This window comes from Nocardioides bigeumensis, assembly GCF_039531755.1.
Lineage (GTDB): Bacteria > Actinomycetota > Actinomycetes > Propionibacteriales > Nocardioidaceae > Nocardioides > Nocardioides bigeumensis.
This window is the reverse complement of the sequence record NZ_BAAAQQ010000011.1, coordinates 94,708-120,901: the sequence shown is the minus strand read 5'-3', so window position 1 is coordinate 120,901 and position 26,194 is coordinate 94,708. Positions and strand designations below refer to the sequence as shown.

20 protein-coding genes, 2 pseudogenes and 1 other annotated feature are annotated in these 26,194 nt (G+C 69.7%); of the genes and pseudogenes, 17 read left to right on the top strand and 5 right to left on the bottom strand.

The window, feature by feature from the left end; genetic code table 11:
- Positions 1-6: 6 nt before the first annotated feature.
- Both ABD295_RS09670 and ABD295_RS09665 read right to left on the bottom strand, forming a co-directional pair.
- Positions 7-387, bottom strand: coding sequence for a response regulator (locus ABD295_RS09670; protein ID WP_344303495.1), 381 nt, complete (start codon positions 385-387; stop codon positions 7-9).
- Entirely contained in the window at positions 384-2,630 is a 2,247-nt protein-coding gene (locus tag ABD295_RS09665) for a hybrid sensor histidine kinase/response regulator (protein WP_344303494.1), read from the bottom strand. Before ABD295_RS09665 ends, ABD295_RS09670 begins: the two co-directional genes overlap by 4 nt.
- Positions 2,631-2,707: 77 nt before the next feature.
- Here ABD295_RS09665 and ABD295_RS09660 point away from each other — a divergent pair, with 77 nt between their 5' ends.
- Positions 2,708-3,067, top strand: coding sequence for a hypothetical protein (locus ABD295_RS09660; RefSeq protein ID WP_344303493.1), 360 nt, complete (start codon positions 2,708-2,710; stop codon positions 3,065-3,067).
- A complete protein-coding gene (locus tag ABD295_RS09655; protein ID WP_344303492.1) occupies positions 3,064-3,495 on the top strand; it encodes a hypothetical protein in 432 nt (143 codons plus the stop codon). Before ABD295_RS09660 ends, ABD295_RS09655 begins: the two co-directional genes overlap by 4 nt.
- Here ABD295_RS09655 and ABD295_RS09650 read toward each other — a convergent pair.
- Positions 3,488-4,288, bottom strand: a complete 801-nt coding sequence (locus ABD295_RS09650) for an SDR family NAD(P)-dependent oxidoreductase (protein WP_344303491.1) — start codon at positions 4,286-4,288, stop codon at positions 3,488-3,490. The genes ABD295_RS09655 and ABD295_RS09650 overlap by 8 nt on opposite strands.
- Positions 4,289-4,434: 146 nt before the next feature.
- On the opposite strand from ABD295_RS09650, the gene ABD295_RS09645 reads away from it, so the two are divergent.
- The 11 genes from ABD295_RS09645 (at position 4,435) to rpsT (ending at position 16,872) form a co-directional block, all read left to right on the top strand.
- Positions 4,435-4,824 (top strand): DUF4870 domain-containing protein, encoded by a 390-nt coding sequence (locus tag ABD295_RS09645; protein WP_344303490.1) that lies wholly within the window; start codon positions 4,435-4,437, stop codon positions 4,822-4,824.
- A 207-nt stretch (positions 4,825-5,031) separates the two neighbouring features.
- Positions 5,032-7,521 (top strand): leucine--tRNA ligase, encoded by a 2,490-nt coding sequence (gene leuS, locus ABD295_RS09640; RefSeq protein WP_344303489.1) that lies wholly within the window; start codon positions 5,032-5,034, stop codon positions 7,519-7,521.
- A 171-nt stretch (positions 7,522-7,692) separates the two neighbouring features.
- Positions 7,693-8,895 (top strand): hypothetical protein, encoded by a 1,203-nt coding sequence (locus ABD295_RS09635; protein WP_344303488.1) that lies wholly within the window; start codon positions 7,693-7,695, stop codon positions 8,893-8,895.
- 126 nt (positions 8,896-9,021) lie between these two features.
- Positions 9,022-9,864, top strand: a complete 843-nt coding sequence (locus ABD295_RS09630) for a DegV family protein (protein ID WP_344303487.1) — start codon at positions 9,022-9,024, stop codon at positions 9,862-9,864.
- Between the two features lie 123 nt (positions 9,865-9,987).
- Entirely contained in the window at positions 9,988-11,139 is a 1,152-nt protein-coding gene (locus tag ABD295_RS09625) for a helix-hairpin-helix domain-containing protein (protein WP_344303485.1), read from the top strand.
- A gap of 29 nt (positions 11,140-11,168) precedes the next feature.
- Positions 11,169-13,514 carry a ComEC/Rec2 family competence protein gene (locus ABD295_RS09620; protein WP_344303484.1) on the top strand — a complete coding sequence of 782 codons (2,346 nt, stop codon included), beginning with the start codon at positions 11,169-11,171 and terminating at the stop codon, positions 13,512-13,514.
- An 86-nt stretch (positions 13,515-13,600) separates the two neighbouring features.
- Positions 13,601-14,584 (top strand): DNA polymerase III subunit delta, encoded by a 984-nt coding sequence (gene holA / locus ABD295_RS09615; RefSeq protein WP_344303483.1) that lies wholly within the window; start codon positions 13,601-13,603, stop codon positions 14,582-14,584.
- 72 nt (positions 14,585-14,656) lie between these two features.
- Positions 14,657-15,058 carry an amino acid permease gene (locus ABD295_RS09610; protein WP_344303482.1) on the top strand — a complete coding sequence of 134 codons (402 nt, stop codon included), beginning with the start codon at positions 14,657-14,659 and terminating at the stop codon, positions 15,056-15,058.
- Positions 15,055-15,354 carry an SHOCT domain-containing protein gene (locus ABD295_RS09605; RefSeq protein ID WP_344303481.1) on the top strand — a complete coding sequence of 100 codons (300 nt, stop codon included), beginning with the start codon at positions 15,055-15,057 and terminating at the stop codon, positions 15,352-15,354. Before ABD295_RS09610 ends, ABD295_RS09605 begins: the two co-directional genes overlap by 4 nt.
- A gap of 2 nt (positions 15,355-15,356) precedes the next feature.
- The gene (locus ABD295_RS09600; protein ID WP_344303480.1) at positions 15,357-16,307 is read left to right on the top strand and encodes a phosphotransferase; all 951 of its coding nucleotides are present in this window, start codon (positions 15,357-15,359) and stop codon (positions 16,305-16,307) included.
- Positions 16,308-16,611: 304 nt separating this feature from the next.
- On the top strand, positions 16,612-16,872 hold the full coding sequence (gene rpsT / locus ABD295_RS09595; RefSeq protein ID WP_344304040.1) for a 30S ribosomal protein S20: 261 nt from the start codon (positions 16,612-16,614) through the stop codon (positions 16,870-16,872).
- Between the two features lie 366 nt (positions 16,873-17,238).
- Here rpsT and ABD295_RS09590 read toward each other — a convergent pair.
- A pseudogene (locus tag ABD295_RS09590) lies at positions 17,239-17,973 on the bottom strand (APC family permease); the annotation flags it as partial.
- 72 nt (positions 17,974-18,045) lie between these two features.
- Positions 18,046-18,479 (bottom strand): annotated as a pseudogene (locus tag ABD295_RS09585) (transposase); the annotation flags it as partial.
- Positions 18,076-18,204: a sequence feature (AL1L pseudoknot), on the bottom strand. It overlaps the preceding pseudogene by 129 nt.
- A 1,513-nt stretch (positions 18,480-19,992) precedes the next feature.
- Here ABD295_RS09585 and ABD295_RS09580 point away from each other — a divergent pair.
- The 4 genes from ABD295_RS09580 to ABD295_RS09565 all read left to right on the top strand — a co-directional run bounded on the left by ABD295_RS09580 (position 19,993) and on the right by ABD295_RS09565 (position 26,145).
- Positions 19,993-21,336, top strand: a complete 1,344-nt coding sequence (locus ABD295_RS09580) for a glycosyltransferase family 2 protein (protein ID WP_344303479.1) — start codon at positions 19,993-19,995, stop codon at positions 21,334-21,336.
- A 114-nt stretch (positions 21,337-21,450) separates the two neighbouring features.
- A complete protein-coding gene (locus tag ABD295_RS09575; RefSeq protein ID WP_344303478.1) occupies positions 21,451-22,143 on the top strand; it encodes a hypothetical protein in 693 nt (230 codons plus the stop codon).
- A 1,257-nt stretch (positions 22,144-23,400) separates the two neighbouring features.
- The gene (gene lepA / locus ABD295_RS09570; protein WP_344303477.1) at positions 23,401-25,263 is read left to right on the top strand and encodes a translation elongation factor 4; all 1,863 of its coding nucleotides are present in this window, start codon (positions 23,401-23,403) and stop codon (positions 25,261-25,263) included.
- 3 nt (positions 25,264-25,266) lie between these two features.
- Entirely contained in the window at positions 25,267-26,145 is an 879-nt protein-coding gene (locus tag ABD295_RS09565) for an aminoglycoside phosphotransferase family protein (protein ID WP_344303476.1), read from the top strand.
- Positions 26,146-26,194: the final 49 nt, after the last annotated feature.

The window sequence follows — 26,194 nt, the reverse complement described above, 5'->3', positions numbered from 1 at the left end:
TGTCGTTCACGACACACGTCCGTCGAGGAGCTGACGCACCTGGTGCACCAGTGACCGCACGCTGATCGGCTTCTCGACGTAGGCGTCGAAGCCGGCACGCTCGGCCCTGGCGTGGTCCTCAGCCATGGCGAAGGCGGTGACCGCGACCACCGGGACGTCGGGTGCCATCCCGTCCCGACGCAACCGGTGCAAGGTCTCGGTGCCGTCGATGCCGGGAAGCTGCAGGTCCATCAGCACCAGGTCCGGTGTGCGCTCCGCGGCCACTCGCAGCCCCTCCTCACCCGAGGTGGCCGAGACGACGTCGTACCCAGCGGCGTCGAGCACGTCCCTCACGAGCTTGAGGTTCAGCGGGTTGTCCTCCACCACCAGGATGCGTTCCCCGGTCATGGCGCCCCCTCCACCCCTGCCCCGGTCAGCGGGGTCATGGGCAGGCCTGCGCGCACGAGAGCGCCGACGAGCTCGTCACGGCTCACCGGCTTGGTGAGGTACTCGTTCGCGCCCTCCTCGAGGCCGCGAGTGCGTTCGTCGACGACCGACACGATGACGACGGGCACGTGCGCGGTGCTCGGATCTGCGCGCAGGTGGCTGAGCACCTCCCAGCCGTCGATCTTCGGCAGACGGATGTCGAGGACGACGCCGGCCGGGCGATCGGTTGCGAGGCAACGGAGCGCGGCCTCGCCGTCGTGGGCGCGCACCAGACGGACAGGGGCGCCCTCGAGGTAGGCCGTCACGAGGTCGAGCGAGGCACGGTCGTCGTCCACCAGCAGCAGCAACGGGTGTTGCCCCTTCCCGTCGCCCGCGTCACTGGGCGTCCCCATCGGGATGGAGAACCCGAACGTGCTCCCGACATCCACTTGGGACTCGAGCCAGAGCCGACCCCCGAACAGGTCGACGATCCGCCGGGACAGGGTGAGTCCGAGCCCGGTGCCTTCCTCCCTGGCGACGCCGCGTCCTCCTTGTTGGAAGGACTCGAAGATGCGTTCGCGGTCCTCGGGCGGGATTCCCACGCCTGTGTCCGTGACGGTGACCAGCAGTTCCCCGGCAAGGACCTCCGCTCGGATGTCGACGGCGCCGCCGTCGGGCGTGAACTTCACCGCGTTGGACGCGAGGTTGAGCACCACCTGCTTGAACCGGAGCTCGTCGGCGCTGACGGTGCCCACGTCCGGTGCTGTCTCGACGCTGAGTCGGATCCCGTGCCGGGCGGCCCGCTCGCGCACCAGCGACGCGGCGTACTCGAGAGCATCGGTGACCCTGAAGACCGTGGGCTCCAGCGTCATCTGCCCAGCCTCCACCTTGGACAGGTCGAGGATCTCGTTGAGCAGCTCCAGAAGATGTCGACCGGAGTTGTGGATGTCGCGCACGTACTCGTCCTGCCGCTCGTTGAGCTCGCCGAAGAGTCGGTCGAGGAGCACCTCGGAGAAGCCGATCACCGCGTTGAGCGGGGTCCGCAGCTCATGGGACATGCTCGCCAGGAACTCCGACTTGTGCCGGCTCGCGACCTCGAGCTCGGCGGACTTGGTCTGCAGCTCACGGAAGAGCCGCGCATTCACGAGCGCGGCGGTCGACTGGGCGGCCAGGGTGAGCAGCGCGTCGTGCGTGTCGGCGGCGAAGCCCCCCGGCGTCGACCGCTCGACGACGAGGTGACCGAGCAGGGCCCCTTCGCGCTGGAGGGGGATGCCCACCAGCGATCGCCAGCCGTCAGCAAGCAGGACATCGACCACGGGGTCGGTTGTCTCCTGTGCGAGGTCGGGGATCGCCAGCAGCTCGCCTTGGATCGCGGCCGTGCCGAACCTGCCGAAGACGTTGGGGGTCTCGGGGTCGTCGATGGCGGCCTCGAGCCGGGCCAGCAGGTCGTCCTGATCGCCGGTCAGGACTCGCACCTCCATCGAGCCGTCCGCGTCGTCGTACGCGGCCACGAAGCCACCATCGGCGTCGGCGATCTCGACCGCGCCACGGAGGATCCGGCTGAGTACCTCGTCCGGGTCCAACGTCTCGGTGACGGCCTGCCCGACCATGCGCAGGGTCTCGAGCTGGTCGACCTTGCTCTCCAGCTCGGTCGTGAGATCCACCTGGCGCAGGACGATCGCCGCCTGCGCGGCGAACGCGCTCAGCAGCTCCACGTGCTGGTCGTCGAACGGTTCGACCTCCAGGCGCCAGACGGAGAGTGCCCCGACCACCTCGTCGTGCAGGATCATCGGAGCGCACATCAGGGTGCGGAAGCCGGACAGCCTCTGCAGGTCCTGGCGCCCGTACTCCGGGTCCGCGAGGACGTCGCCGATCTGCTGGGTCGTGCGGTCGGCCACGACGCGGCCCATCAGGGAGCGGCGGTCGCGAGCGATGGGGTGGTCCAGCGAGTAGCGGCGGAACGCGTCGGGCACCAGGCTCGAGCCCCGTGACAGGCGATAGACGTCGCCCTCGTTGAGGTGGAGCTGACCCGCGTGCGCCCGGCACAGGCGCACGGCCCGCTCGATGACGATGTCGAGGATCTCGCCTGAGTTGGCACCGGCTCGCCCAAGCGCCGCGAGGATCTCCTCTGTCGCGACGGCAAGGTCGCGGGTCCCCGCCAGAGCGCGGTCCACTCCTCCCGAGTCACCAGCTGTCGAGGAGCGTGCGGTTGTCTGGTCGGCCATGTGGGTCCCTCCGGGCCGACTCCATCGTGGCCCTGCCGATGGTCGGTGGCAACGGTGGTCTGGATACCCTCGCGGCCGTGGACGTCGTGCTCTGGATCGCCGCTGCCGTCCTGGCCGTGCTGGCCATGTCGTGCGGCCTCGCGGCGACGGTCGCCCCCGGCTTGGAGAGAGGTGTGCGCATCGGCGTCGAGCTGGCGCAGGGCCTGATGTTCGTGCTGGTCGGCGCGGACCTCTTGGCGTGGGCCGCCGGTGGCAGCCCCGAGGAGCCCGTGGTCCACGTGGGCTACTGCGTCGCGGCCGTCGCCCTCATCCCGCTGGTGATCATGAGGCCCAAGGGGGAGGACGGCACCGAGCCCGAGCCGTCGTCGCTCTGGGTCCTGGTCATCGCCGTGGCAGCCGTCGCCGTCGTCGTGTGGCGGATGGCCGCGACCCGATGACGAGCGAGCCCACGACACCTGGCCAGACGACGACCGGCCGTCAGGTGCTGGTCGCGGTGTACGCCGTGTTCGCGATCGCCGCAGGGTCCCGGTCGGCGGTCCAGCTGGCGACGAAGGGCGACGAGGCGCCGCTCGCCTACACGCTGTCGCTGGTCGCGGCGCTCGTCTACCTCGTCGCGACCCTCGCGCTCCGCCGGACCTCGGTCCGGGCGCACCGCATCGCCCTGACGGCGGTGGTGATCGAGCTCGTCGGGGTGCTGGTGGTCGGAACCCTCACGGTCGTCGACGGCGAGCTCTTCCCCGACCAGACGGTGTGGTCGGCCTACGGGGTCGGCTACGGCTTCGTGCCGCTGGTCCTGCCGATCGCCGGGCTCTGGTGGCTGCTACGCCACCGACCCGTCGCCGAGGACGCTGCTCGCGTCAGGTGATGGTCATCCCGCCGTCGACCGGGAGCACCTGCCCGGTGACGTAGCCGGCAGCAGGGGAGGCCAGGAAGACGACGGTGGCGGCGAGCTCGGAGAGCTCTCCCTTGCGGGCGGCCGGGATGCGCGCCTGCTGGGACTCGAGGTAGCCCGGCGGGTACTGGTCGGTCATCTCGGAGACGAAGAAACCGGGGGCGACAGAGTTGACCCTGATGCCCTTGCGGCCGGTCCACTGCTGGGCCAGGTCGCGGGTGAGCCCGTTCAGGCCGGCCTTCGAGGCGGCGTACGCCGCTTGCGGCAGCCCGGCGGTCGTGATGCCCAGGACCGAGGAGACGTTGACGATGCTGGACCCCGGCTGCATCACGCGACCGCATGCCTGAGCCATCCAGTAGCAGCCGTTGAGGTTGACGTCGATGACCTGCCGGAACTGCTCGGGCGTCTCGTGCGTCGCCGGAACGGCCGTTCCGACGCCGGCGTTGTTGACGAGGACGTCGACGCGCCCGAACGCCGCCATCGCGGCGTCCACGAGCGCCTGGCACTGGGCCGGGTCGGCGACGTCGGTCTGGACTGCGAGCGCCTGGCGCCCGGCCGCGCGTACCAGCTCCGCGGTCTCGTCGAGCCGGTCCGCGCGACGCGCCCCGAGCACCACGTCGGCGCCGGCCTGGGCGAGCGCCTCCGCGAACGCGACGCCGAGACCGCTGGAGGCGCCGGTCACGATCGCGACGCGGCCCTCGAGCCGGAACAGGTCGAGGATGCCGGGACTGGCGCCGGGACTGGCGCCGGGACTGGGCTCGGTCATGGCCGGACCCTACTCGGCCCCGACACGCCCCTGAGCCGTCCCCGAACCCGGAACACCGGCGGCTCCGCTTGCCGTTGAATGGGGTGAGTGGTCTCGACTGAGCCCGACCTCCGGCACAGGACCACCGCACCAAAGGAGAAAGCAGCATGACCGATCCGTCCTACGGCTACGCGCCGCAGCCCCAACCCATCTCCCCGGGCCAGGAGCGCACCTGGGGCATGATCAGCCACGTCGTCCCCCTGGTGGCCATGGTGCTCAGCGCCGGCACCCTCGGCTTCGTGGGCTCGCTCGTGATCTTCCTGATCTACAAGGACAAGGGCCCGTTCGTGAGGGCGCACGCCGCCAACTCGCTGAACATCCAGATCGTCACGGGCATCATCCTGCTGATCTCGATCCCGCTGATGTTCGTGCTGGTCGGCTTCGTGACCTTCGGCCTCGCGCTCGTCGTGGCGTTCGTGCTGCACCTGCTCGGCGCCATCAAGGCCAACAACGGTGAGTGGTGGAACCCGCCGATGACCCCGCGCTTCGTGCGCTGACGCCACGTCCCTCGCTGCCGCGCGAGAGGAACTCGAGAGGAACTCGGTTCCCCTCGCGCGGTGGCTTGCCGTTACCATGGCTCCATGAGGTCGATCCTGCTTCTTAGCTAGCCGCGTCGGTGAGCACACCCGACGCGGCCGCCCCTCGCACCCGAGGGGTTTTTTTGTGCGCTGGATCTGATCCCGACGACGTGAGAGAGACGCACCATGAGTGAGATCGACGCCCGCGAGGGGTACGACGTCCACGAGGTCGAGTCGAAGTGGCTGCCGGTCTGGGAGGACCTGCAGCCGTTCCGGGCCGACGACGAGAGCCCCCGCGAGAAGCGCTACGCGCTGACGATGTTCCCCTACCCCTCGGGCGACCTGCACATGGGTCACGCCGAGGTCTTCTCGCTGCACGACGTGGTCGCGCGGTACTGGTGGCAGCGCGGCTACGAGGTGCTGAACCCGATGGGCTTCGACTCCTTCGGGCTGCCCGCTGAGAACGCCGCGATCCGCAACGACGAGCACCCGTCGACGTACACCTACCGCAACATCGGGCGCTCGATCGACTCCTGCAAGCGGCTGGCCGCGAGCTTCGACTGGAGCCGGACGCTGAACACGTCCGACCCGGAGTACTACCGCTGGACCCAGTGGCTGTTCCTGCGCTTCTACGAGCGGGGCCTGGCCTACCGCAAGCAGAGCCCGGTCAACTGGTGCCCCAACGACCAGACCGTGCTGGCCAACGAGCAGGTCGTGGACGGCCACTGCGAGCGCTGCGGCGCCGAGGTCACCAAGCGCGACCTGACGCAGTGGTACTTCAAGATCACCGAGTACGCCCAGGAGCTGCTGGACAACCTGGACGACCTGGCCCCCACCTGGGGCGACCGGGTGGTCAACGCGCAGCGCAACTGGATCGGCCGATCGGAGGGTGCGCACGTGACGTTCCCCCTGGTCGAGGAGTCGAGCAGCGAGGCGTCACCAGACCAGGGGATCCAGGTCTACACGACGCGTCCCGACACGCTGTTCGGCGCGACGTTCATGGTGGTCGCCGCCGACGCCCCCTTGGCCGACGAACTGGTCAGCGACGAGCAGCGGCCGGCTTTCGAGGCGTACCGCGAAGAGGTCCGCAAGGCCTCCGACATCGACCGTCTGGCGACCGACCGACCGAAGACGGGAGTCGACCTGGGCCGCAAGGCCCTGAACCCGGTCACCGGCCAGCAGATCCCGGTGTACGCCGCCGACTACGTGCTGGCCGACTACGGCACCGGCGCGATCATGGCCGTGCCCGGCCAGGACCAGCGCGACTGGGACTTCGCCGAGAAGTTCGGTCTGCCGATCGTGCGCACCGTGCAGCCACCCGCCGACTTCGACGGCGAGGCGTTCACGGGTGACGGCCCGGCCACCAACTCCTCGAACGCCGAGATCAGCCTGGACGGGATGGGGGTCGCCGAGGCCAAGCGCACCATCATCGACTGGCTGGACAAGAAGGCCCTGGGTCGCGGCACTGTCAACTTCCGGCTGCGCGACTGGCTGCTGAGCCGACAGCGCTACTGGGGGGCGCCGATCCCGATCGTGCACTGCTCCACGTGCGGCGAGGTGCCGGTGCCGGACGACCAGCTGCCGGTCGTGCTGCCCGAGCTGCGCGGCGCCGACCTGAAGCCCAAGGGCGTCTCGCCGCTGGCCGCAGCCCGGGACTGGGTCGAGGTTGCCTGCCCCCGGTGTGGCGGCCCCGCCGAGCGGGACACCGACACGATGGACACGTTCGTCGACTCGTCGTGGTACTTCCTGCGCTACTGCTCGCCGCACGACACGCACCAGCCGTTCGACCCGGCCAAGGCCAACGCCTGGGGTCCGTGCGACATCTACATCGGCGGCGTGGAGCACGCGGTGCTGCACCTGCTGTACGCCCGCTTCTTCACCATGGTGCTGAACGACATGGGGATGGTGGACTTCCGCGAGCCGTTCTCGGCGCAGCTGAACCAGGGCTTCGTCATCAACCAGGGCAAGAAGATGAGCAAGTCGCTGGGCAACGGCGTCAGTCTGGGGGAGCAACTATCGGCCTACGGCGTGGACGCGGTGCGGCTGACCTTGGTGTTCGCGGGTCCTCCCGAGGACGACATCGACTGGGCCGACATGTCGCCGAGCGGCTCGCTGCGTTTCCTGCAGCGGGCCTGGCGGCTGGCCGGTGACGTCACCTCCGAGCCGGGTGCGGACCCCTCGACGGGTGACGTCGCACTGCGCAGGGTCACCCACAAGACCGTGCACGAGGCCGGCCAGCTGGTCGAGCGGCACCGCTTCAACGTGATGGTGGCCCGGACCATGGAGCTGGTGAACGCCACCCGCAAGACGATCGACGCGGGGGCGGGACCGAGCGACCCCGCCGTGCGCGAGGCTGCCGAGGCGGTCGCCGTCCTGTTGTCGCTGGTCGCGCCCTACACCGCAGAGGAGATGTGGGAGCGGCTGGGCCACCAGCCGTCGGTCGCCCGAGCCGGCTGGCCGGTCGTCGACGCGGCGCTGCTGGTCGAGGAGACGGTCACCGCGGTGATCCAGGTGCAGGGCAAGGTCCGCGGGCGTCTGGAGGTGTCGCCTGGGGTGTCCGAGGAGGACCTGCGGGCCGCGGCGCTGGCCGACCCGGCCGTCGTACGTGCGCTGGACGGGCGCGAGCCGCGCACCGTCATCGTGCGGGCGCCGAAGCTGGTCAACGTGGTCGTCTGAGCGACCTGCCGCTGCCCCAAGTGAGGCCCCGCGAAATTGGTCGAAGCTGGATACGGCGACGGGCGCTGCGCCGTACCCTTGGCGCAAGACCCAACACCGCGTGCGACCACAGCCTCACCCCCCTGATCGGTCGCACCCGAGGACCCCCCGGGTCTCGGGAGTGAGCGACTCATGGCACGACGCGGCACCGACACGGGCCGTCTCTACGTGCGCCTTCCGCTCTTCTGGCTCAGCCTCTCTGTCTGGGTGATGTTCCTCCCGCTGCTGGTCCTGGCGGACCGCCAGGAGGGGCCGGGCTGGACGGTGGTCGCCAACATCGTCAGCGCGCTCGTGGGCGCGCAGTCGGCGATCGTGGTGGGCACCCTCGCGGTCAGCCTCTGGAACGCCCGCCAGGTCAAGCGCACCGACCGTGAGTGGGTCACCACGACCGCGCTGGCCACGCTCGACCTGCACACCACCCTCCGCGAGAGGCTGGCCAACGTCGCCGACGAGACCTACCGGCTGGTGCGGCCGATCCTCCAGCCCATGGACCGGGTCTCGTCGGAGGCACTGCGGGCCGACCTCGGTCGGCCTCCCGCGCTGCTGCGCGAGATCGGCACGCCGGAGGCAGAGGCCTACGTCGCCCAGCTGCGCCGGTCGGCGGACGGACCTCTGGAGATCGCGCGCGACCAGTCGATGTCGATCGCCGCGTCGATCGGCCTGCGCAGCCGCGCGGAGCCGCTCGACTGGGCGTCGGGCCGGCGCGCCCGCATCGAGACCCGTCCGGGCGACTGGGAGCGGCTGCGGCTCGCAGCGATCATGGTCGAGCGCCTCGCCGCCGATCTCGTGGACCCGCAGCTGACCGCGCTGCACGCGCGGATGTCCGACCGCGTGCAGGAGCGCACGGACCGGGAGATCGCCGACGACCGGGAGACGAGGAAGCGCTTCAAGCTCAGCCAGCCCGAGCCCGTGATGATCGAGGCGAAGCGACGAAGGGCCCGGGAGAACCCGTTCCTGCGGTTCCGCCGCGACGGCCGCATGCTGGCGCACACGGTCGAGCTGCTCGTCCTGGAGGCGAGCGGAGCCGCGTGGGCGCTCGGCGAGCTCGAGGACCTCGGGGCCGTCGAGCCCGACGAGCACGACCGCAAGGTCCTCGAGCTGGTCGGCCAGGTGCTCGACAAGGCGCGGTCGATGCACTACCTGCTGCGTGAGCAGACCGTCGTGGTCCGCGAGATCGTCGAGATCCACACGCCGCCGGACCAGCTCCAGACCGTGCTGGAGCAGGTGAGCGCCGGCGCGGAGCAGGTGCACTACCAGGCGCTGGACCGCCTCTGGGAGCTCGACCGGGCGCGGATCGGCAAGCCGCGGCGGTTCCATCGTCCGTCCAAGCTGTGAGGGCTGTGAGGGCTGTGAGGGCTGTGTGGGCAGTGACGGCTGTGACGGCTGTGGGGCTGTAGAAACGTGCCTTAGGGTCTCGGCATGCCCCAGATGGAGTCGCGAGCTGGGTCTCGAATCCGGGTCGTGACCGATTCGACCGCGTCGCTGCCGCCCGAGGTGGTGGCCGAGCACGGGATCGTCGTCGTCCCTCTCCAGGTGGTCATCGGCGCGGCCGTGCACGAAGAGGGCACCCCGGAGGCCAGCCCCGCGCGCGTGGCGGCGGCGCTGCGCGAGTTCCTGCCGGTGAGCACGTCCCGCCCTGCTCCGGCGGTGTTCGCGGAGACCTACGACCGGCTGGCCACCGAGGGCGCCGAGGAGATCATCTCCCTCCACCTCTCCGGAGACATGAGCGGCACCTTCGAGTCGGCCCAGCTGGCCGCACGCGACGCGACCGTGCCCGTGACGGCGGTCGACAGCAGGCAGGTCGGTGTCGCGACCGGCTTCGCAGCCGTGACCGCGGCGCAGGTCGTCGCTGCCGGGGGCACCGCCGGCGAGGCTGCCCGCGCTGCGCTCGAGCGCGCCGCGGAGTCGTCCTCCTTGTTCTACGTCGACACGCTGGAGTACCTCCGGCGGGGCGGGCGCATCGGGGCCGCGGCGGCGCTCTTCGGCGGGGCCCTCGCGGTCAAGCCGCTGCTCACGATCGCCGACGGCCGGGTGTCGACGCTGGAGAAGGTGCGGACGTCGGGTCGCGCGCTCGCCCGGTTGGAGGACCTCGCCGTCGAGCGAGCGGGGGAGCGGCAGGTCGACGTCTCGGTCTCCCATCTCGCCGACGCCGAGCGAGCCGGACAGCTGGCTGACCGGCTGCGGATCCGGCTGGCCGGCAACCTCGACGGCCGTGAGCTCTGGTGCGGCGAGCTCGGTGCGGTGCTGGGCGCCCACGTGGGACCGGGGATGCTCGCGGTCTGCGTGTCACCGCTGCCGGACTGAGCGCCGGAACCCGGCCAGCCGGCCGGCCCACTTGACGTCCACAGGCAGCGATGCCGCCCGTTCGTCCACAGGCGTTGCCGCGATGGCGCGTACCGGTCCCCACAGCGACCTAGCGTCCCCGTCATGCGCAGCAACCGGTCCTCCGAGCACCAGGCGGCGGTCTCCCGTCGCCTGGCGCAGCTGAGCGCCGAGCTGGCGGCTGTGGGGGAGGGGCCGCTGGTGGCGTCCTGGCCGGAAGAGGGGCCGGACGAGGGGCCGGACGAGGGGCCGGACGAGGGGCCGGAAGAGGGGCCGGAAGATGGTGAGGGAGCCGGGGCGGAGGGGGTGCCCGAGAACCCGTGGGCCGCCCCGGCGACCCACACCCGGGTCCGGCCCGATCGGCTCGCTGCGCAGGCGTGGCGCGATCCCGCGCCGCCCACCCGGGTCCGGCCCCTGCCGGGGGCCGGACCCGGGCTCGGAGCCGGGCCCGAACCTAGGTTCGGACCCGGTTCTCGACCCGGACCTGGACGGGGCAAGGTTGCGCCGCCGGTGCCCGTCCCCGGGCGGCACGCCCGCCGGCGGGTCCCCGCGCCGGGGCTGGTGCCACCTCTCGACGCGCTGCGCAGCCGGGTGGCGCTGGGAGCGGGCCAGGTCGCCGTCGTCGCGGTCCTGGCGGTCCTGGCGCTCGTGGTCACGGCGTGGTGGTTGTTCCGCTCCCGTCCGCACGAGGTGGCCGCTCCGCCCCAGAGCGGCATCGAGGCCCCCTCACCACTGCTGAGCGCTCTCGTGCCCGCCACCGCCGTCCTCCCGTCCCAGCCCCCCGCTCCGTCCGGCTCGTCTGCTCAGCAGTCCACCGCCCAGGTCGTGGTGGACGTGGCAGGCAAGGTGCGGAGCCCCGGGATCGCCGTCCTGGCGACCGGCAGCCGGGTCGTGGACGCGCTGGAAGCCGCCGGAGGAGCCCGGCCAGGAGTCGACCTGACCGCCCTCAACCTGGCTCGGCCGCTGGTGGACGGCGAGCAGATCCTGGTCGGAGTCCAACCGGCCGGAGGAGTGGCGGCCAGTGCGCTGTCTGGCCCTGGGTCTCCAGGCCCGGCGCCCTCTGGTGCCCTGGTTGCCCTCAACACCGCCGACCAGGCCCTGCTCGAGACGCTGCCTGATGTCGGGCCGGTGACGGCGCAGGCGATCCTCGCCTGGCGAGACGAGCACGGCGCCTTCACCTCCGTCGACGAGCTCTTGGAGGTCGAGGGGATCGGGGAGGCCACGCTTGCCCGGCTGGCCGCACTGGTGACGCTCTGACCGGCCACCCGGTGGAGGCGCCTGGCCTCGTGGCGGACGACCGGCCGACGGGCGCTGACCTGCGCATGTTCGTCGTGGCTGCCGCCGCCTGGGCCGGCGGTCTCCTGGGGCTCGACCTCCCCGGTCTCCGAGGGCCGCTGGGGGTGCTCGGGGGGTCTGGGCTGATCCTCGCGACGGCTGCCTGGGCCGGCCGAGCACGCGCAGGGCGCCGGGCCAGCCAGGCGCCGGCAGCGCTCGCGCTGGTGACGATCCTCGTGGCTGTCGCCGTCTCTGCTGCCGTGCGTGCAGCTGTCGTGGCGCACGACCCGGTCGCGACCCTCGCCGCCGGAGGAGCCGCCGTGACCGTCCAGCTGGTCGTCACCTCGGACCCGCGCGTCAGGGAGGGCCGCTTCGAGGACTACGTCGTCTTCCGCGGCCGAGTCGAGTGGGCGACCGGTCGTGGTCGCGTGGTGGACGTGCGCGCGCCGGTCCTGGTCACCGCCGGCCTCGACTGGCGCGAGGTCCGGCTCGGCTCCGGGCTCAGCGTCGCGGGTCGTCTCGCCCCGTCGCCCGATCCGGCCGTGACAGGCCTGCTGGCGGTACGAGGGCCGCCGCCGGCTCCGTCCGCACAAGTCCCGCCCGACCTCTGGTGGCGCGCCGCCGAGCGGGTGCGGGCGTCGCTGCGACAGGCCGTGGCGCACCGGCCCGCCGACCAACGCGCGCTGGTCCCCGCCCTGGTCGTGGGCGACGACCACGGCATGGATCCCGGGTTGGTGGCCGACGTCCAGACCACGGGGCTCACCCACCTGACTGCCGTCTCCGGCACCAACCTGACGCTGCTGGTGGGCTTCTTGCTGCTGCTGTCGCGCTGGGTCGGCGTGCGCGGCCGGGGCCGACCCCTCGTGGCCCTGGTCGGGATCGCGGGCTTCCTGGTCCTCGCCCGCGCTGAGCCGAGCGTGGTGCGGGCCGCGGCGATGGGCGTGGTCGCGCTGGTCGGCCTGGGATCCGGCGGTGCCCGGCGCGGGGCCCGGGCCCTCGCCGTGGCGGTGACCGGCCTGCTGGTGCTGGACCCGTGGCTGGCCACCAGCGTCGGGTTCGCGCTCTCCGCCCTGGCGACCGCTGGCATCCTGCTGCTCGCGCCGCCATGGCGCGACGCCATCGCCGGGTGGCTGCCGAAGCGGGTGCCGACGTGGGTGGCCGAGGCGGTGGCGGTCCCGCTCGCGGCGCAACTCGCCTGCACCCCGCTGGTCGCGGCGATCTCGGGACAGGTCAGCCTGGTCGCGGTCGCGGCCAACCTCCTCGTCGCGCCGGTGGTCGGACCGGCGACCGTGCTCGGCCTGGCGGCCGGCGTGACCGGTCTCGTCTGGGCTCCGGCCGGCGCGGTGCTCGGCACGCTGGCCTCGTGGTGCGTCGGCTGGATCGTCGTGGTCGCCACCGTGGGCGCGCGACTGCCGGGCGCTGCCGTCGACTGGGCCACGTCGGTCTGGTCGCTGGCGCTGCTGAGCACCGGGTGCGTGCTCCTGGCCCTCGTGATGCCCCGGCTGCTGGGACGACCGACCGGCGCGTTGCTCCTCTCAGCCGTGCTCGTCGTCTCGGTGCTGGTCGGACCTGTGCGTCCCGGGTGGCCACCGCCGGGGTGGATCGTCGCGGCCTGCGATGTCGGACAGGGCGATGCGCTCGTGGTCAACACCGGCGCGGGCGAGGCGGTCGTCGTCGATGCTGGCCCGGATCCAGCGGCGGTGACGACCTGCCTGCACCGGCTCGAGGTCGACCGGGTGCCGGTCCTCGTGCTCACGCACTTCCACGCCGATCACGTCGACGGGCTCGCCGGCGTTCTCGAGGGACGTGAGGTCGGAACCGCGCTCGTCTCCCCCCTCGCCGAGCCACCGTCCGGCACCGCAGAGGCCGTCGAGGCGCTGACAGCGGCGCAGGTGCCCGTGCGGGTGCCGGCGTACGCCGAGACCTTCGACGTGGGGGCGGCGCGCTTCCAGGTGGTCTGGCCGCCCGATCGGGCGCCGCCAAGCGGCGAAGGCAGCCCGGCCAACAACGCGAGCCTGGTGCTGCTGGTCCGCGTGGGCGGCCTCGCCCTGCTGCTCACCGGCGACGTGGAGCCGGCGGCGCAACGCGGGCTCGCTCGCGTGCTCGCCGGGCTGCAGGTCGACGTCCTGAAGCTGCCGCACCACGGCAGCGCCGCCCAGGAGATGGGCTTCCTGACCGGCCTCCGGCCGAGCGTGGTGCTGGTGTCGGTCGGGGCGGACAACGACTACGGGCACCCTGCGCCCGAGGCGTTGATGCCCTTCGAGCGGATCCGGACACCGGTGCTGCGCACCGACCAGGACGGCGATCTCGCGGTCGTCCTCGACCACGGACGACTCGCGACCCTGACCAGCCGCTGACCAGCCGCTGACCAGCCGGTGAGCTGGCCGGTGAGCGGGCCCGGCGGGCAGCTCGAGTGTCGATGCCTTGTGGCAGGCTGCGCACGGTGAGAGGTCCGCAGGCGTCCGACGTGCTCGGCCGGGTCACCCTGGTGACCGGCAAGGAAGAGTTCTTCAACGAGCGCACCGTCGCGGCCGTGCGCACAGCCGTGCGTGCCCACGATGTGGAGGCCGAGCTCTCCGAGACCGCCGCGGCCGAGCTGACCCTGGCGACGCTCGGCGAGCTGGCAGCGCCCTCGCTCTTCTCGAGCACGCGGTGCGTGGTCGTGCGCGCGTTCGAGGGATTTCCCGACGAGTCGGTCGAGGGCCTGCTGGGCTACTGCGAGGAGCCCGCCGAGGACGTCGCCCTGGTGCTGGTGCACGGCGGTGGCCAGAAGGGCTCGGGCACGCTGGCCAAGCTGCGCAAGCTGGCCACGGTGACCGAGGTCAAGTCCACCGAGCTGAAGGCGTCGGAGTTCCCGAGGTTCGTCGCCCAGGAGGTGCGTGCGCACGGGGGTTCGATCGAGGACGAGGCCGCCGGGTTCCTCGTGCAGGCGGTGGGCCAGGACCTGCGGTCCCTCGCGGCCGCGGCGCACCAGCTCTCGAGCGACTTCCGGGGTGAGGCGCTGACGACCGACAAGATCAAGCGCTACTTCGGAGGCCGGGCCGAGGCGAAGTCGTTCGCGGTCGCCGACGCCGCCTTCTTCGGGCGGCGGGCGGCAGCGCTGGAGGAGCTGCGCTGGGCCCTCGACGGCGGCACTGCCCCGGTCCTGGTGACCTCGGCCTTCGCCGGCAGCGCCCGCGGAGTGGCGCGCTACAAGGCGGCCCCTCGCGGGATGAAGGAGTACGACCTGGCGCGCGAGGTCGGGGTCCCTCCGTGGAAGCTGCGCACCCTGCGCGACCAGTCCCGGGGGTGGAGCGACGACGCCATCGCCGACGCCGTCGTCGCGGTCGCCAAGGCCGACGCCGACATCAAGGGCGCGGCCAGCGACGCCTCCTACACGCTGGAGCGCCTAGTTCTCACGATTGCTGGCCTGCGTGACACGCGCTGAGCCTGGATTGGTCAGTTCGATCAGGCGGCAATTGGCCAACTGGCCGTTCCAATGAGTTTCTAGGCTGGAGCCGTGGAACGAGGCGGACTCACGGTCACCCAGGGGGTGGCCCTCATGCTGGGCGCGGTGCTGGGCACCGGCGTCCTTTCCCTCCCTGGCTTGGCCGCGGAGGTGGCCGGCCCCGCGTCGCTGGTGTCGTGGGCCGTGCTGGTGGTGCTGTCGGTGCCCTTGGCGGCGACGTTCGCGGCCTTGGGAGCCCGGCACCCCGACGGCGGTGGGGTGTCGACCTATGCGCGCCGCGCCTTCGGTGCTCGCGCCGCCACCGTGGTCGGGTGGTCGTTCTTCTTCGCCGTCCCGGTCGGTGCGCCTCCGGCCGCCGGGTTCGCCGGCGCCTACGTCGCCGATGCCACGGGCGGCGGGCGCACCACCCAGCTGGTCTCGGCGGGGATGCTGATGGTGCTGTGGGGCGCATGAGCTGGGGCACTGGTGACGGCACCGAGCTCGATCCGGTGCTCCCCGACCCGGGTGGCTTCGGCACTCCGCTCCTCGCGATGGCGGTCGTGGCCGTCCTGGTCCTCGTCGTCGTGGGTCTCGCGCGGCTGCGGACCAGCCGTGAGGCCGACGAGGAGCCCGAGCCGCTCCTCACGCGTCAGGAGCGCACCCAGGAGGCCGCCGACAAGCTGCGCGAGCTGACGGCGCTGCGCGACGCGGGCGTGCTCAGCGAAGCGGAGTACGCCGAGCGCCGGGCCGCGATCGTGAAGGACATCTGAGCGTGCGCGAGCCGCGTCCCAACCCGGTCCCGCTCGGCCGCACCGCCCAGCGGCTGACCTGGCCGTTCCTGCCGCCGAACGTGCGCTCCCTCGTCGAGCGCAGGTGCGGGTCACCCGTGGTCGACGCCGAGTCCCAGGGCGGCGGCTTCACGCCCGGCTTCGCTTCGGTGCTCACCTGCGTCGACGGCACCCGCCACTTCGTCAAGGCCGCCTCGGCAGTCGCCCAGCCCGTCTTCGCCGACTCCTACCGCGAGGAGGCCCGCAAGCTGGGTGGGCTTTCCGACGCCGTCCCAGCCCCGCGGCTCCTGTGGTCCCTCGACGACGACTGGGTGGTGCTCGGCATCGAGCACGTCGACGCCCGCCTGCCGCGCCGCCCGTGGTCGCGAGCCGATCTCGACCGGGTCCTGGCCACCTTGGCGCAGACCGCTGCGGCGCTCACGCCGCCGCCAGAGGGCCTCGCGCTGGACACGTTCGCGGACGAGTACGCCGCCTTCGCAGGCATGTGGGACAAGCTTCGCGCCGAGCGGCCCGACCTGCAGCACATCGACGAGGCGCAGGCGTTGGCCGTCCGGTTCGCCGAGGTGACCGCCGGCGACACGCTGGTGCACACCGACGTCCGCGACGACAACATCCTGCTCGGGGACGACGGCCGGACCTGGCTCTGCGACTGGAACTGGCCGGTCACCGGCGCGGCCTGGCTGGACACCGTGTTCTTCCTGGTCGCCCCGCGCGGCGACGGGCACGACGTCGACGCCCTCCTCGCTGAGCTCCCGCTGACCCGCGACGTGCCCGCCGAGTCCATCGACGTCGCGCTGGCGCTCGTGACGGGCTACTTCCTGCGCCAGGCAGGCCAGCCCGTGCCGCCCACGTCGCCGCACCTTCGCGCGCACCAGGGCTGGTACGCCGAGGTGTGCTGGGACTGGCTCAGCGAGCGCCGCGGCTGGTCGGCCTGACGCTCCCGATCGGCCTCAGCCACGCTCGGCGTACCTCTTCAGGGTGAGCAGCTGCTTGCGCCTCATCGGCAGGTCTCCCCAACGGCGCCACGCTCAGCTGGCAGAGCCACCCGAACAAGCGTGCGGCGGGGGGCTCGTGGTCCCACCAGAGGATTTGGGCCGCTCCGTGACCCGCTGGTAGCGTTGTCCCTCGCGTGCCCGGCGCCCGCCCACTCACCTGGGCTGTCGGCAGCCGATCGATCACGACACATCAGTCTTTGGCAACAGTCTTTCTCACCCGTCCGTCTACACAGGGGTTCCATCCGTGGCGAACATCAAGTCCCAGATCAAGCGCAACAAGCAGAACGAGAAGCGGCACGAGCGCAACAAGGCGGTCAAGTCCGAGCTCAAGACCGCCGTGCGCAAGTTCCGCGAGGCCGCCGAGGCCGGTGACAAGGACGTGGCCATCGAGGCCGGCCGCACCGCCGCCCGCAAGCTCGACAAGGCCGCGTCCAAGGGCGTCATCCACAAGAACCAGGCGGCCAACCGCAAGTCGTCGATCGCCAAGCGCTCCGCCGCTCTCTGATCCACGCTCAGCACTGACGACCCGCCCGGTCCCACCGGGCGGGTCTTCTGCGTCCGCAGCCGTTTCGTCCGCACTCCACGGTGTCCGCCCTCTGCGGCAGGCTGGGCCCATGGACCTGAGCGTCGACCTCTCCGAGCGCGGGGACCGGGCGACGCTTAGGGAGTCGGTTCGGCCGGGCTTCCGGCGCGCTGGGACAGGTTCTGGACCAGGATCAGCACCGGCACCAGCGGGATCGGGCTCGGTCGCGGTGACGGGCAGCAGCGATCCCGAGGCATCCCGGCGTTGCGCCAGCCGGGTCCACACGAGCGCGCCCGCGGCGATGGCCAGCGAGACCAGGAGATGGCGACCGGTCAGCACCAGCAGCCCGAGGGTGGCGACAAAAGAGACCGCCGCGCAACGCCAGGCGGCCGAGCGGCGGGGCAGCAACCGGAGCGCGGCGGCCGTGCCCACGACGTAGACCAGCGTGAACGCACCGGTCACCACCAGGAGCGTGCTCTCCAGACGGGCGCCGCTGATCCCGATCACCGTCAGCGTGGTCAGCGCGCCACCGGTGACCACCAGGAGGGAACGCCTGGGGACCGCGCCGGGGGCGGATCCCTCGGCCAGCCAGCCCGGCAGGGAGCCGTCGCGCGCCAGCGCCGCGCCGAGCCTCGCGGAGCCGGCGAAGTAGGCGTTCATCGCCCCCACGGACAGCAGCACGGCGATGACCGTGGTGACGGGTCTGGCCCACTCGCCGAAGCCGAGTGCCAGCAGGTCCGAGAGCGGGGCCGGGCCCGGGTCGGCCAGTGCCGTCACGGTGGTGAAGGCGATGCCGAGGTAGAGCACCGCGATCACCGCGACGGCCACGGCGGTGGCACGAGGGATGTCGCGGCCGGGGTCGCGGTAGTCCCCCGAGAGGGAGGTGACCGCCTCCCAGCCCGCGAAGGCCCACACCAGCAGCGCGGCTGCGCTGCCGACGGCGGCCCGACTACTTTGCCGCGCTGAGCACCGCCTTCCTGCAGACTCGCTCTCAGGTAGGGGGGATCTGTTCGAAGCTCGACGTCGGGGGGCGTGAAGCGCTTCGCAGACCTGCCAACTGATGCCGCCCCGCTTCGGGCCCATGACCGAGGCGGGGCGGCCACTTTCAGCGTCCGCCGTGTGCTTGCCATTCTGGGCAATGTTGAGCGTCGAGGGTTGTCGCGACCTTGCCTCGTAGCAGGTCGACGGGGCGATCTGGATCCCGTGCTCGGTGAGCACGCGGCAGATCGGCTCGACCCCGAAGACCTGCTTGTGGTCGTCGATGAACGCGACTAGTACCTGGGTAGGCGGTCGAGCTCCGCCGCGAAGAAAGCCGAGGCCGCCTTCAATATCTCGTTGGCCCGACGCAGCTCAGCGACCTCCTTCTTGAGCTCACGGATCTCAGCCAGCTCGCTGGTGGTCTTCCCCGGACGCGTCCCGCCGTCGACCTCAGCCCGGCGGACCCACTTACGCAGCGTCTCGCTCGACCCGATCCCCAACTTCGCCGAGATCGTGCGGATCGCCTCGAACTCACTGGGGTAGTCGTCCTTGGACACCATCCGGACCGCGCGCTCCCTCATCTCACGCGGGTACTTCGAGGGACGTGCCATGACCTCATCCTCCAACTAATGAAGTCTCCGGACATCCCGGGGCGGTTCACATCGCTACTTGTGAGCCGGAGGTCTTCCTTGCCAACGCGGCCTTCCCGCCAACGCGACCTTCCCGCAGATCACGGGCAAGTGGGGTCTACGGTGCAGCCCTAAAGACTGACGTCAAGGGAGACAAGGCCTCGACGAACATTCTCTTCCGCGGACACGCGTCGGCTCAGCCTGAAATCATCGATCACGCGGAGACCCGCGCGGGAGTTAGGTTGGCTGGGTTTGCCGCCAACGACACGATCCGGAGTTGGACGTTCGAGCCCGACCGGCGGCGAACGCAATCGTCATCAAGACCCAGACGAACGAGTGGACAATCGACGGACTCAAAGGACAATCGTTCGGGTATCCGCGAGTCGGCGACGAACTCGTCGTGTGGGCCGAAATTAGTGGTGGCGCGTCCGCCGTGGGCGAATATTGCATTCACCGCTGATTCGCCGTCTGTATACGAATTGGGGAACATGGTCGGGTTGTACGACATCTCCGCAGGCGGGCGTTTCGTGAGCTGGCAGGAAGTGCACGGCAAGTTGACGCCAGACCTTTCCGCCGTTCGATTCGAGCTTGCGAAGTTCATTCGTTGAACCGCGCGGCGCCCCAGGCACCGCCAGCGTTGTCGAGCAGAGTCGTTGATTGGACGGCGGTAGGAATTGGTTTGTCGAGTTCAGGCGACAAGCGCTCTGCTTCGAGGCTGCTCAATACTGGGAACGCCCAAAGCGCTACGGTGCGTCCGCCATACCCGGCTCCTCGATTCTGTAGCGAAGCGCTCTATGGCGTGCCGCTCTCGCCTCGTGTTTGGCCCGGCGAAGTGTGGGAGACGCAACACTGTCCCGTCCGCCCAGCGAACTCTGGGGAGCGGATCTGACTCCCAGCCCGCGGCTTGCTGATTCGATATCTCCGGTGCCGTCGAGACGCCACTCCGAGGCCGAGCCGCTTGCTCCTCGTGCTTGCCCCTTGGTACTCGCCTGTCGAAACCTCGGTCTCTCGCGCCAACTTGGCTGCAGGGCCGCCCACGACGCCACGCAAGGTGGTCATCCTGCGCCATCGGCTCGGCCTTTGGTGAAGGAGCCCGCGGACGAGCTCGGGATCGCGGAAGGAACGGTGAAGAGATACAGCGCACGAGGACCTGTCAGCACTTCAGAAGGTCCGTTCCAGTCCAGGGACATGAGGCGGAGCGGTCGAGTTCGTCCTCAACGAACGTACCCGCGTTAGCCGCAACTCGCCAGGCCGGTGCGGACTAGTTCTCGGTGGATCAGGCTGACCCGATCGTCCAGGTCTGCCACGCACACGGCTCGGAGGTCTCGATCACCCCACCGCTCGCCGTGATCGCCAACGATCAGACTCGTGGCGACGCTAGCTCGTCGTCTGACCGACTTCTATCAAGATCGTGCTGCTGTAGGCATACGACCTGACTCCGAGGGGCAACCGGATGGCCGCCAACTTGGGTGTCAGCAGCATGTAACCTCGCTGTGTGGTTCTGCGAATTAAGCTCTGCGCTATCGCGAAAGATGAGGGCGCATACCTCTTAGAGTGGGTAGGGCACCACCTCTACTTTGGGTTCGATGGCATTGAAGTATTCATTAACGGCACGACCGATAGATCGGTCCCGTTGATGCGAAGAATACGGCGCGCCTACCCAAGCGTAAACTTCAAGGTGGTCGACGACCTCCTCGCTGATTCGCTCGCGCAAAGGAGGAACTTCCAATACAGAGCATACTGGCGCATGGCGCGCCGAGCGAACGCGCAGGGATACACGCACGTCGCGTTCATGGACTTGGACGAATACTGGGTTCCAAGAGACTTTACCTCGAGCATTGCAGCATTCGTACCCAGTGCTGAGGACGTCAATGTCGTCTCGTTTCCATGGTTTGTGGATTTACCTCAAGCTGGGCGATCGCCGTGGCAACCGCCAGTGCGCGAATCTACGCCCCTGCAAGCGGACCCGCATGTTAAGTCGATCATCCGAATGGATGATCGCATCCGGCAGATCCGGTCCCACACGGCCAGAACTAAGGCCGGTAGGCGACTCCTCGTCGACGAGACCTTCCCGCTGGAGGATGACGTAAGTCAGCAATGGGGAAGCATTATCGCAGCTGAATACTTCCAGAGCCACCGCGATCGTCTGCCTGAAGCGTTCATCCTCCACGCGATGCATCGCTCGGAGGCCGAATACTTGGCGTCTCTTGCGCAGGGTCTCCGCCAAAACGGTCACGAGACGGTGTTCAAAGTCAACCGCCGCGGTTACACGCCGTCCGCTGGCCCCGTCGTGACATTCGACGTGCCGCCAGACGCGCTCGCTAGGTATGGGACGCATCAACTGCAGTTCAACGAAGCCGTGAATCCCGGGAAGCTCATTGCCGAGAGCCAGCAATCTGCCCTACAGAGGAGAGAACTGCTGATTGAGCGCGCGCTTAATGAGCCGATGATCATGGAAACGCTTGCTGGCCCTCTTCAGGGAATAAGCGAGCCACGCCTGGACAAGGCCTATCCGGGTTGGAACACTCGATTGGAGTGGCATATCGATGACGTGCGCAACGTCGGCGATCTATGGCGCGCCCGTGGCTGGGCCTTCGTCGGCAGATCCGAGGCCAGACAGCTCGAGTTCTCGGTCATTGATTCGGCGGGTGACGAGCAGCCGTTCACCTGTTTGCGTGAGGACCGCCCCGACGTGCGGGCGGTGCACTCCCAAGCCCCACTTGGGTGCGGGTTTCGGGTTTCGGTTCCCGGCGGGGGCTTGAAGCCATCGCGCCCACTCAGGCTACGGGCACGCGTGCAGGGGTCGGCGCATTGGCACTTCCTCTACGGCAGTATCTGATCGCCTGCTGCCGTTGGCGTTTGGAGGGTCAGCGAGACGTCGCTCAAGTGCAGTGGAGCGCCTCGTCAGAGCGATCACTCATCAATACGCCGTTCACGCTATTGCAAGCACCTCGTGTGGTCCGAAGACTTCGACGGTCCCGCAGGGGCGGCACCGGCGGGGTGGCAAATCAGTGCCGCCGGCTGGGGAAACGCAAACTATTCCGGGTGGGGCGCCATCAATGTTCCAGTCGGAACCAATATCTTCCGAAGCGCACCGGTCAACTACCCGAGTGGCACGCGCCTTGCACTCCAGGCTGGCGTCATGATGCCGAGCACGAGCGGCAACCTCGCTGGCGTCTTCATGCGTCACCACGGCAGCACCAACTGGGGCGAGATTGATGTCGTGGAGAGTTGGGGTCCTAACGATCTGGCTGGAAAGAAGGCGCAGGTTGCCACGCATCAATGCGAAAAGAGTGCTCCCAACGTGCCGTATCCTTGCCAGCCGGACGTCACGAGCGCCAACAATGACTGGGAAGACTTCAAAATCCCCGGATTCTTCGCCCTTGGCAACAAGCCATGGGATAGCTACCACAGATATCAGGCTGAGTGGACTGTAGCCAGCACCAACAACCTCATCATGTCTGCCTACGACTACTCGTATGCTCAGAGGTACCAGACGACCAAGCCCTCCAACAAGCTTCTGCGAGTCCAAGCAAACACTGACCATTTCGTCACTATCTCGAACAAGTACGCTGTCTGCTCTTCGTGTGGCGGCACGCGTTCTGAGATGTGGGTCGATTACATTCAGCTGCTTGCGTATTACTGATACAACGAGGCTGTAGCCACCGCAGACCTTGCACAGCGGTCGCCCGCTTCGTTGGCTCATCGGCGGGGCGGAATGTTCGAGGCGGCCCGACGCCCGCATGGACGGACTGCAACTGAACAGGAACCCTTGCAGATTTGGTAAATCATCCTGACATCACGACGAGGCGCCAGTTCGGTTGCGCATTCGATCGTGATCAGTGGTCCTGGAGCCCAGCCGCCCGAGGTGAGGCTGTTGCAAGCTCGGGAAGTCGGTGGCTCCGCTGCCGCCAGGACTCGTTGCTAGGTTGACCGAACGGCATGCAAGGCAACTTGGAGCAGTTGATGGTCTATGGCCAAGAAGGCTGCGGCGGCATCGATCCCGTGCCGGGAGACTAGTTCGGGCAGGTCGGCGAGCAGCGCCGCGGGGATGAGTCGAAGCGCAGTAGATGTTTCGACCAGCACCTCCTCGACCCGTGCCGCGGCCCCTTCACTCACCGGACCTCGCTCCAGGTGGATGAGTTCATGCGCCAGTGTCACTCTGCGCAGTGCACCCGTCATCCCTCGTCGGAGGCTGATGGTCCGGCGCTCAAGTCCGTGACGCCAATGTCACCGTCTCTGTGGTATTCGAGTTCGACGCCGTCCAGGTCTCCGAGATGCTGCCACGGGCAGTAGTCCCAACCGCCGTGCGGAGCCATCAGTTCTCCCTGGGATAGAGGGAGCGGGCTGCCTCCCGCAGGGGTGCGGATCTGAGGTCGCCTGTACGGTCGCGCATGGGTTCGATCCCTTCGTTGCAAGGTGTCGGATCAAGGCCCCGCCGTCGTGTTCCAGCACTCGGTGGGGCCGTCTACGTTCATGTGTAGACGCACACCTGAGCAGCACGCAATCTCGTCGGCTCCGTCCTGTGGATGATGACTAGTCAAGTATGTCGACGGCACGTGAAAGCTGACCCCCAGACGGCAAGGCGGTTTCTAGCGCTCGTCGCAACACTCCCTCTGGTATCTGGGAGTCGTGTTGTCGTCTCGTCGTGTGAAGAAGGGCCGGGGCGGCGTCCGCAGTCGGCCAAACGCCAGCGCTTCGCGGAGCTGCGTGAGCGTGGCTGGAGCATCGCCGCCGCGGCCCGGGAGGTCGGTGTCTCGCGTGCCGCGGGTCGGCGTCGGTGCTCTCGCGGCGACGCGACGTTTCGGGCCGCCCGGGTCGTGCGTGGAAGAATGAGTCGGGCACTCCCGCCTCCCCATCTCGTCGACGAAAGCGCCCCGTGCCCAGCCAGTCCAGTCCGGCCGTGCCACAGCCCGGCCACACCGATCCCGCGGTGATCCGCAACTTCTGCATCATCGCGCACATCGACCACGGCAAGTCGACGCTGGCCGACCGGATGCTGCAGCTCACCGGTGTCGTCGACGAGCGGGCCGCCCGGGCGCAGTACCTCGACCGGATGGACATCGAGCGCGAGCGCGGCATCACGATCAAGAGCCAGGCCGTCCGGATGCCGTGGACCGTGCCGGTGGGCAACAAGCAGGGCGCCGAGCCGGGCACCTACATCCTCAACATGATCGACACGCCGGGCCACGTCGACTTCACCTACGAGGTGTCCCGCTCGCTCGAGGCCTGCGAGGCGGCGGTCCTGCTCGTGGACGCCGCGCAGGGGATCGAGGCGCAGACGCTGGCCAACCTCTACCTCGCGCTGGCCGCCGACCTGCACGTCATCCCGGTGCTCAACAAGATCGACCTGCCGTCGGCGAACCCCGAGAAGTACGCCGCCGAGCTCGCCGGCATCATCGGCTGCGACCCCTCCGAGGTGCTCCGCACGTCGGCCAAGACCGGCCTCGGGGTCGAGGCGTTGCTCAACGAGATCGTCAACCAGACCCCGCCGCCGGTGGGTGAGGCCGACAAGCCGCCGCGGGCGCTGATCTTCGACTCGGTCTACGACACCTACCGCGGCGTGGTGACCTACGTGCGCGTCATCGACGGGCACCTCACCCACCGCGACCGGATCAAGATGATGTCGACCAACGCGGTGCACGAGATGCTCGAGGTCGGCGTCATCAGCCCCGAGCCGGTGAAGGCCACTCGCATCGGCGTCGGCGAGGTGGGCTACCTCATCACCGGCGTGAAGGACGTCCGCCAGTCCCGGGTCGGTGACACCGTCACCAGCCAGCACCACGGCGCGACCGAGGCGCTCGGTGGCTACAAGCACCCCAACCCGATGGTCTACTCCGGGCTCTACCCGATCGACGGCGACGACTACCCGACCCTGCGCGACGCGCTCGAGCGGCTGCAGCTCAACGACGCGGCGCTGGCCTACGAGCCCGAGACGTCCGGAGCGCTGGGCTTCGGCTTCCGGTGCGGGTTCCTCGGCCTGCTGCACATGGAGATCGTGCGCGAGCGGCTGGAGCGGGAGTTCAACCTCGACCTCATCTCGACCGCCCCCAACGTCGTCTACGACGTGCACATGGAGGACGGCAAGGTCGTCGAGGTGACCAATCCCAGCGAGTACCCCGACGGCGGCAAGATCGCGGAGGTCCGCGAGCCCGTCGTGCGGGCCACGATCCTGAGCCCCAGCGACTACATCGGCACGATCATGGAGCTCTGCCAGTCCAAGCGCGGCAACCTCCTCGGCATGGACTACCTCTCGGCCGACCGGGTCGAGATGCGCTACACGCTGCCGATGGGCGAGATCGTCTTCGACTTCTTCGACCAGCTGAAGTCGCGCACCAAGGGCTACGCGTCGCTCGACTACGAGCGGGAGGGCGACCAGGCCGCCGACCTCGTCAAGGTCGACATCCTGCTGCAGGGCGAGCCGGTCGACGCGTTCTCCGCGATCGTGCACCGCGACGCGGCGTACTCCTACGGCGTGATGCTGGCGGGCAAGCTGAAGGAGCTGATCCCGCGCCAGCAGTTCGAGGTGCCGATCCAGGCGGCCATCGGTGCCCGGGTGATCGCGCGCGAGAACATCCGCGCGATGCGCAAGGACGTGCTCGCCAAGTGCTACGGCGGTGACATCACCCGCAAGCGCAAGCTGCTCGAGAAGCAGAAGGAGGGCAAGAAGCGGATGAAGATGGTCGGCCGGGTCGAGGTGCCCCAGGAGGCCTTCATCGCCGCGCTCTCCACGTCGGGGCCCGCCGAGAAGACCGGCAAGAAGTAGCGCGTGCGGCGACCACGCCTCCTCGACGACGTCGTCGAGGAGTGGACGCTGGTCCTCGATGGCGACGTGCTCGATCGCCGCGCATCGGTGGTGGTGCCGGTCCGCACCCGCGACGGTGCTGCGGCCGTCCTCAAGATCTCCTCGCCGAGCCCGGAGAACGAGCACGAGCACCTGGCGCTGCAGCGTTGGGGCGGCGATGGCGCCGTCCGGCTGCTCAGGGCCGACCCGCACCGCCGTGCGCTGCTCCTCGAGCGCGCGAGCACGACCGACCTGACCTCCCTCGGTTACCTGGAGGCGGCCGAGGTCGCGGCGGCGGCGTACGCGCGCCTGCACGTGCCGGCGCTGCCGCAGCTGCGCACGATCACGGCGTACGTCGGCCGCTCGACCGACGCCCTGGCGGCACTGCCTCGCGACGCACCGATCCCGCGCCGCCTTGTCGAGCAGGCCCTGTCGCACGCTCGCGACCTCGCGACGGGCCCCGCGACGGGCCCCGCCAGCACCGGGCGGCTCGTCCACGGCGACCTCCACGACCACCACCTGCTCCGGTCGCACCCTGGCGAGAGCGACTCCTGGCTGGCCATCGACCCGCAGCCGATGTCCGGTGACCCGCACTGGGAGCCCGCAGCGCTGCTGTGGAGCCGTTGGGACGAGGTCGTCGCGAGGGGACGGATCCGTGCCGACGTCCACGAACGCTTCCTCACCGTCGTCGACGCGGCGGGGCTCGACGAGGACCGCGCCCGAGCATGGGTGGTGCTCCGGCTGGTGCTGGGGGCGTACTCCTCGATCGAGGAGGCCGCACGGCAGGACCGTCCGCTGACCGGCGACGAGAGTGACTGGATCACCCGCTGCATCACGATCATGAAGGCGGTCGACCCGTCGTGAGGGGTGCCGGGTTTCGAGACGGGTCGCTCGCCCGTCGCTCCGGTCGAGC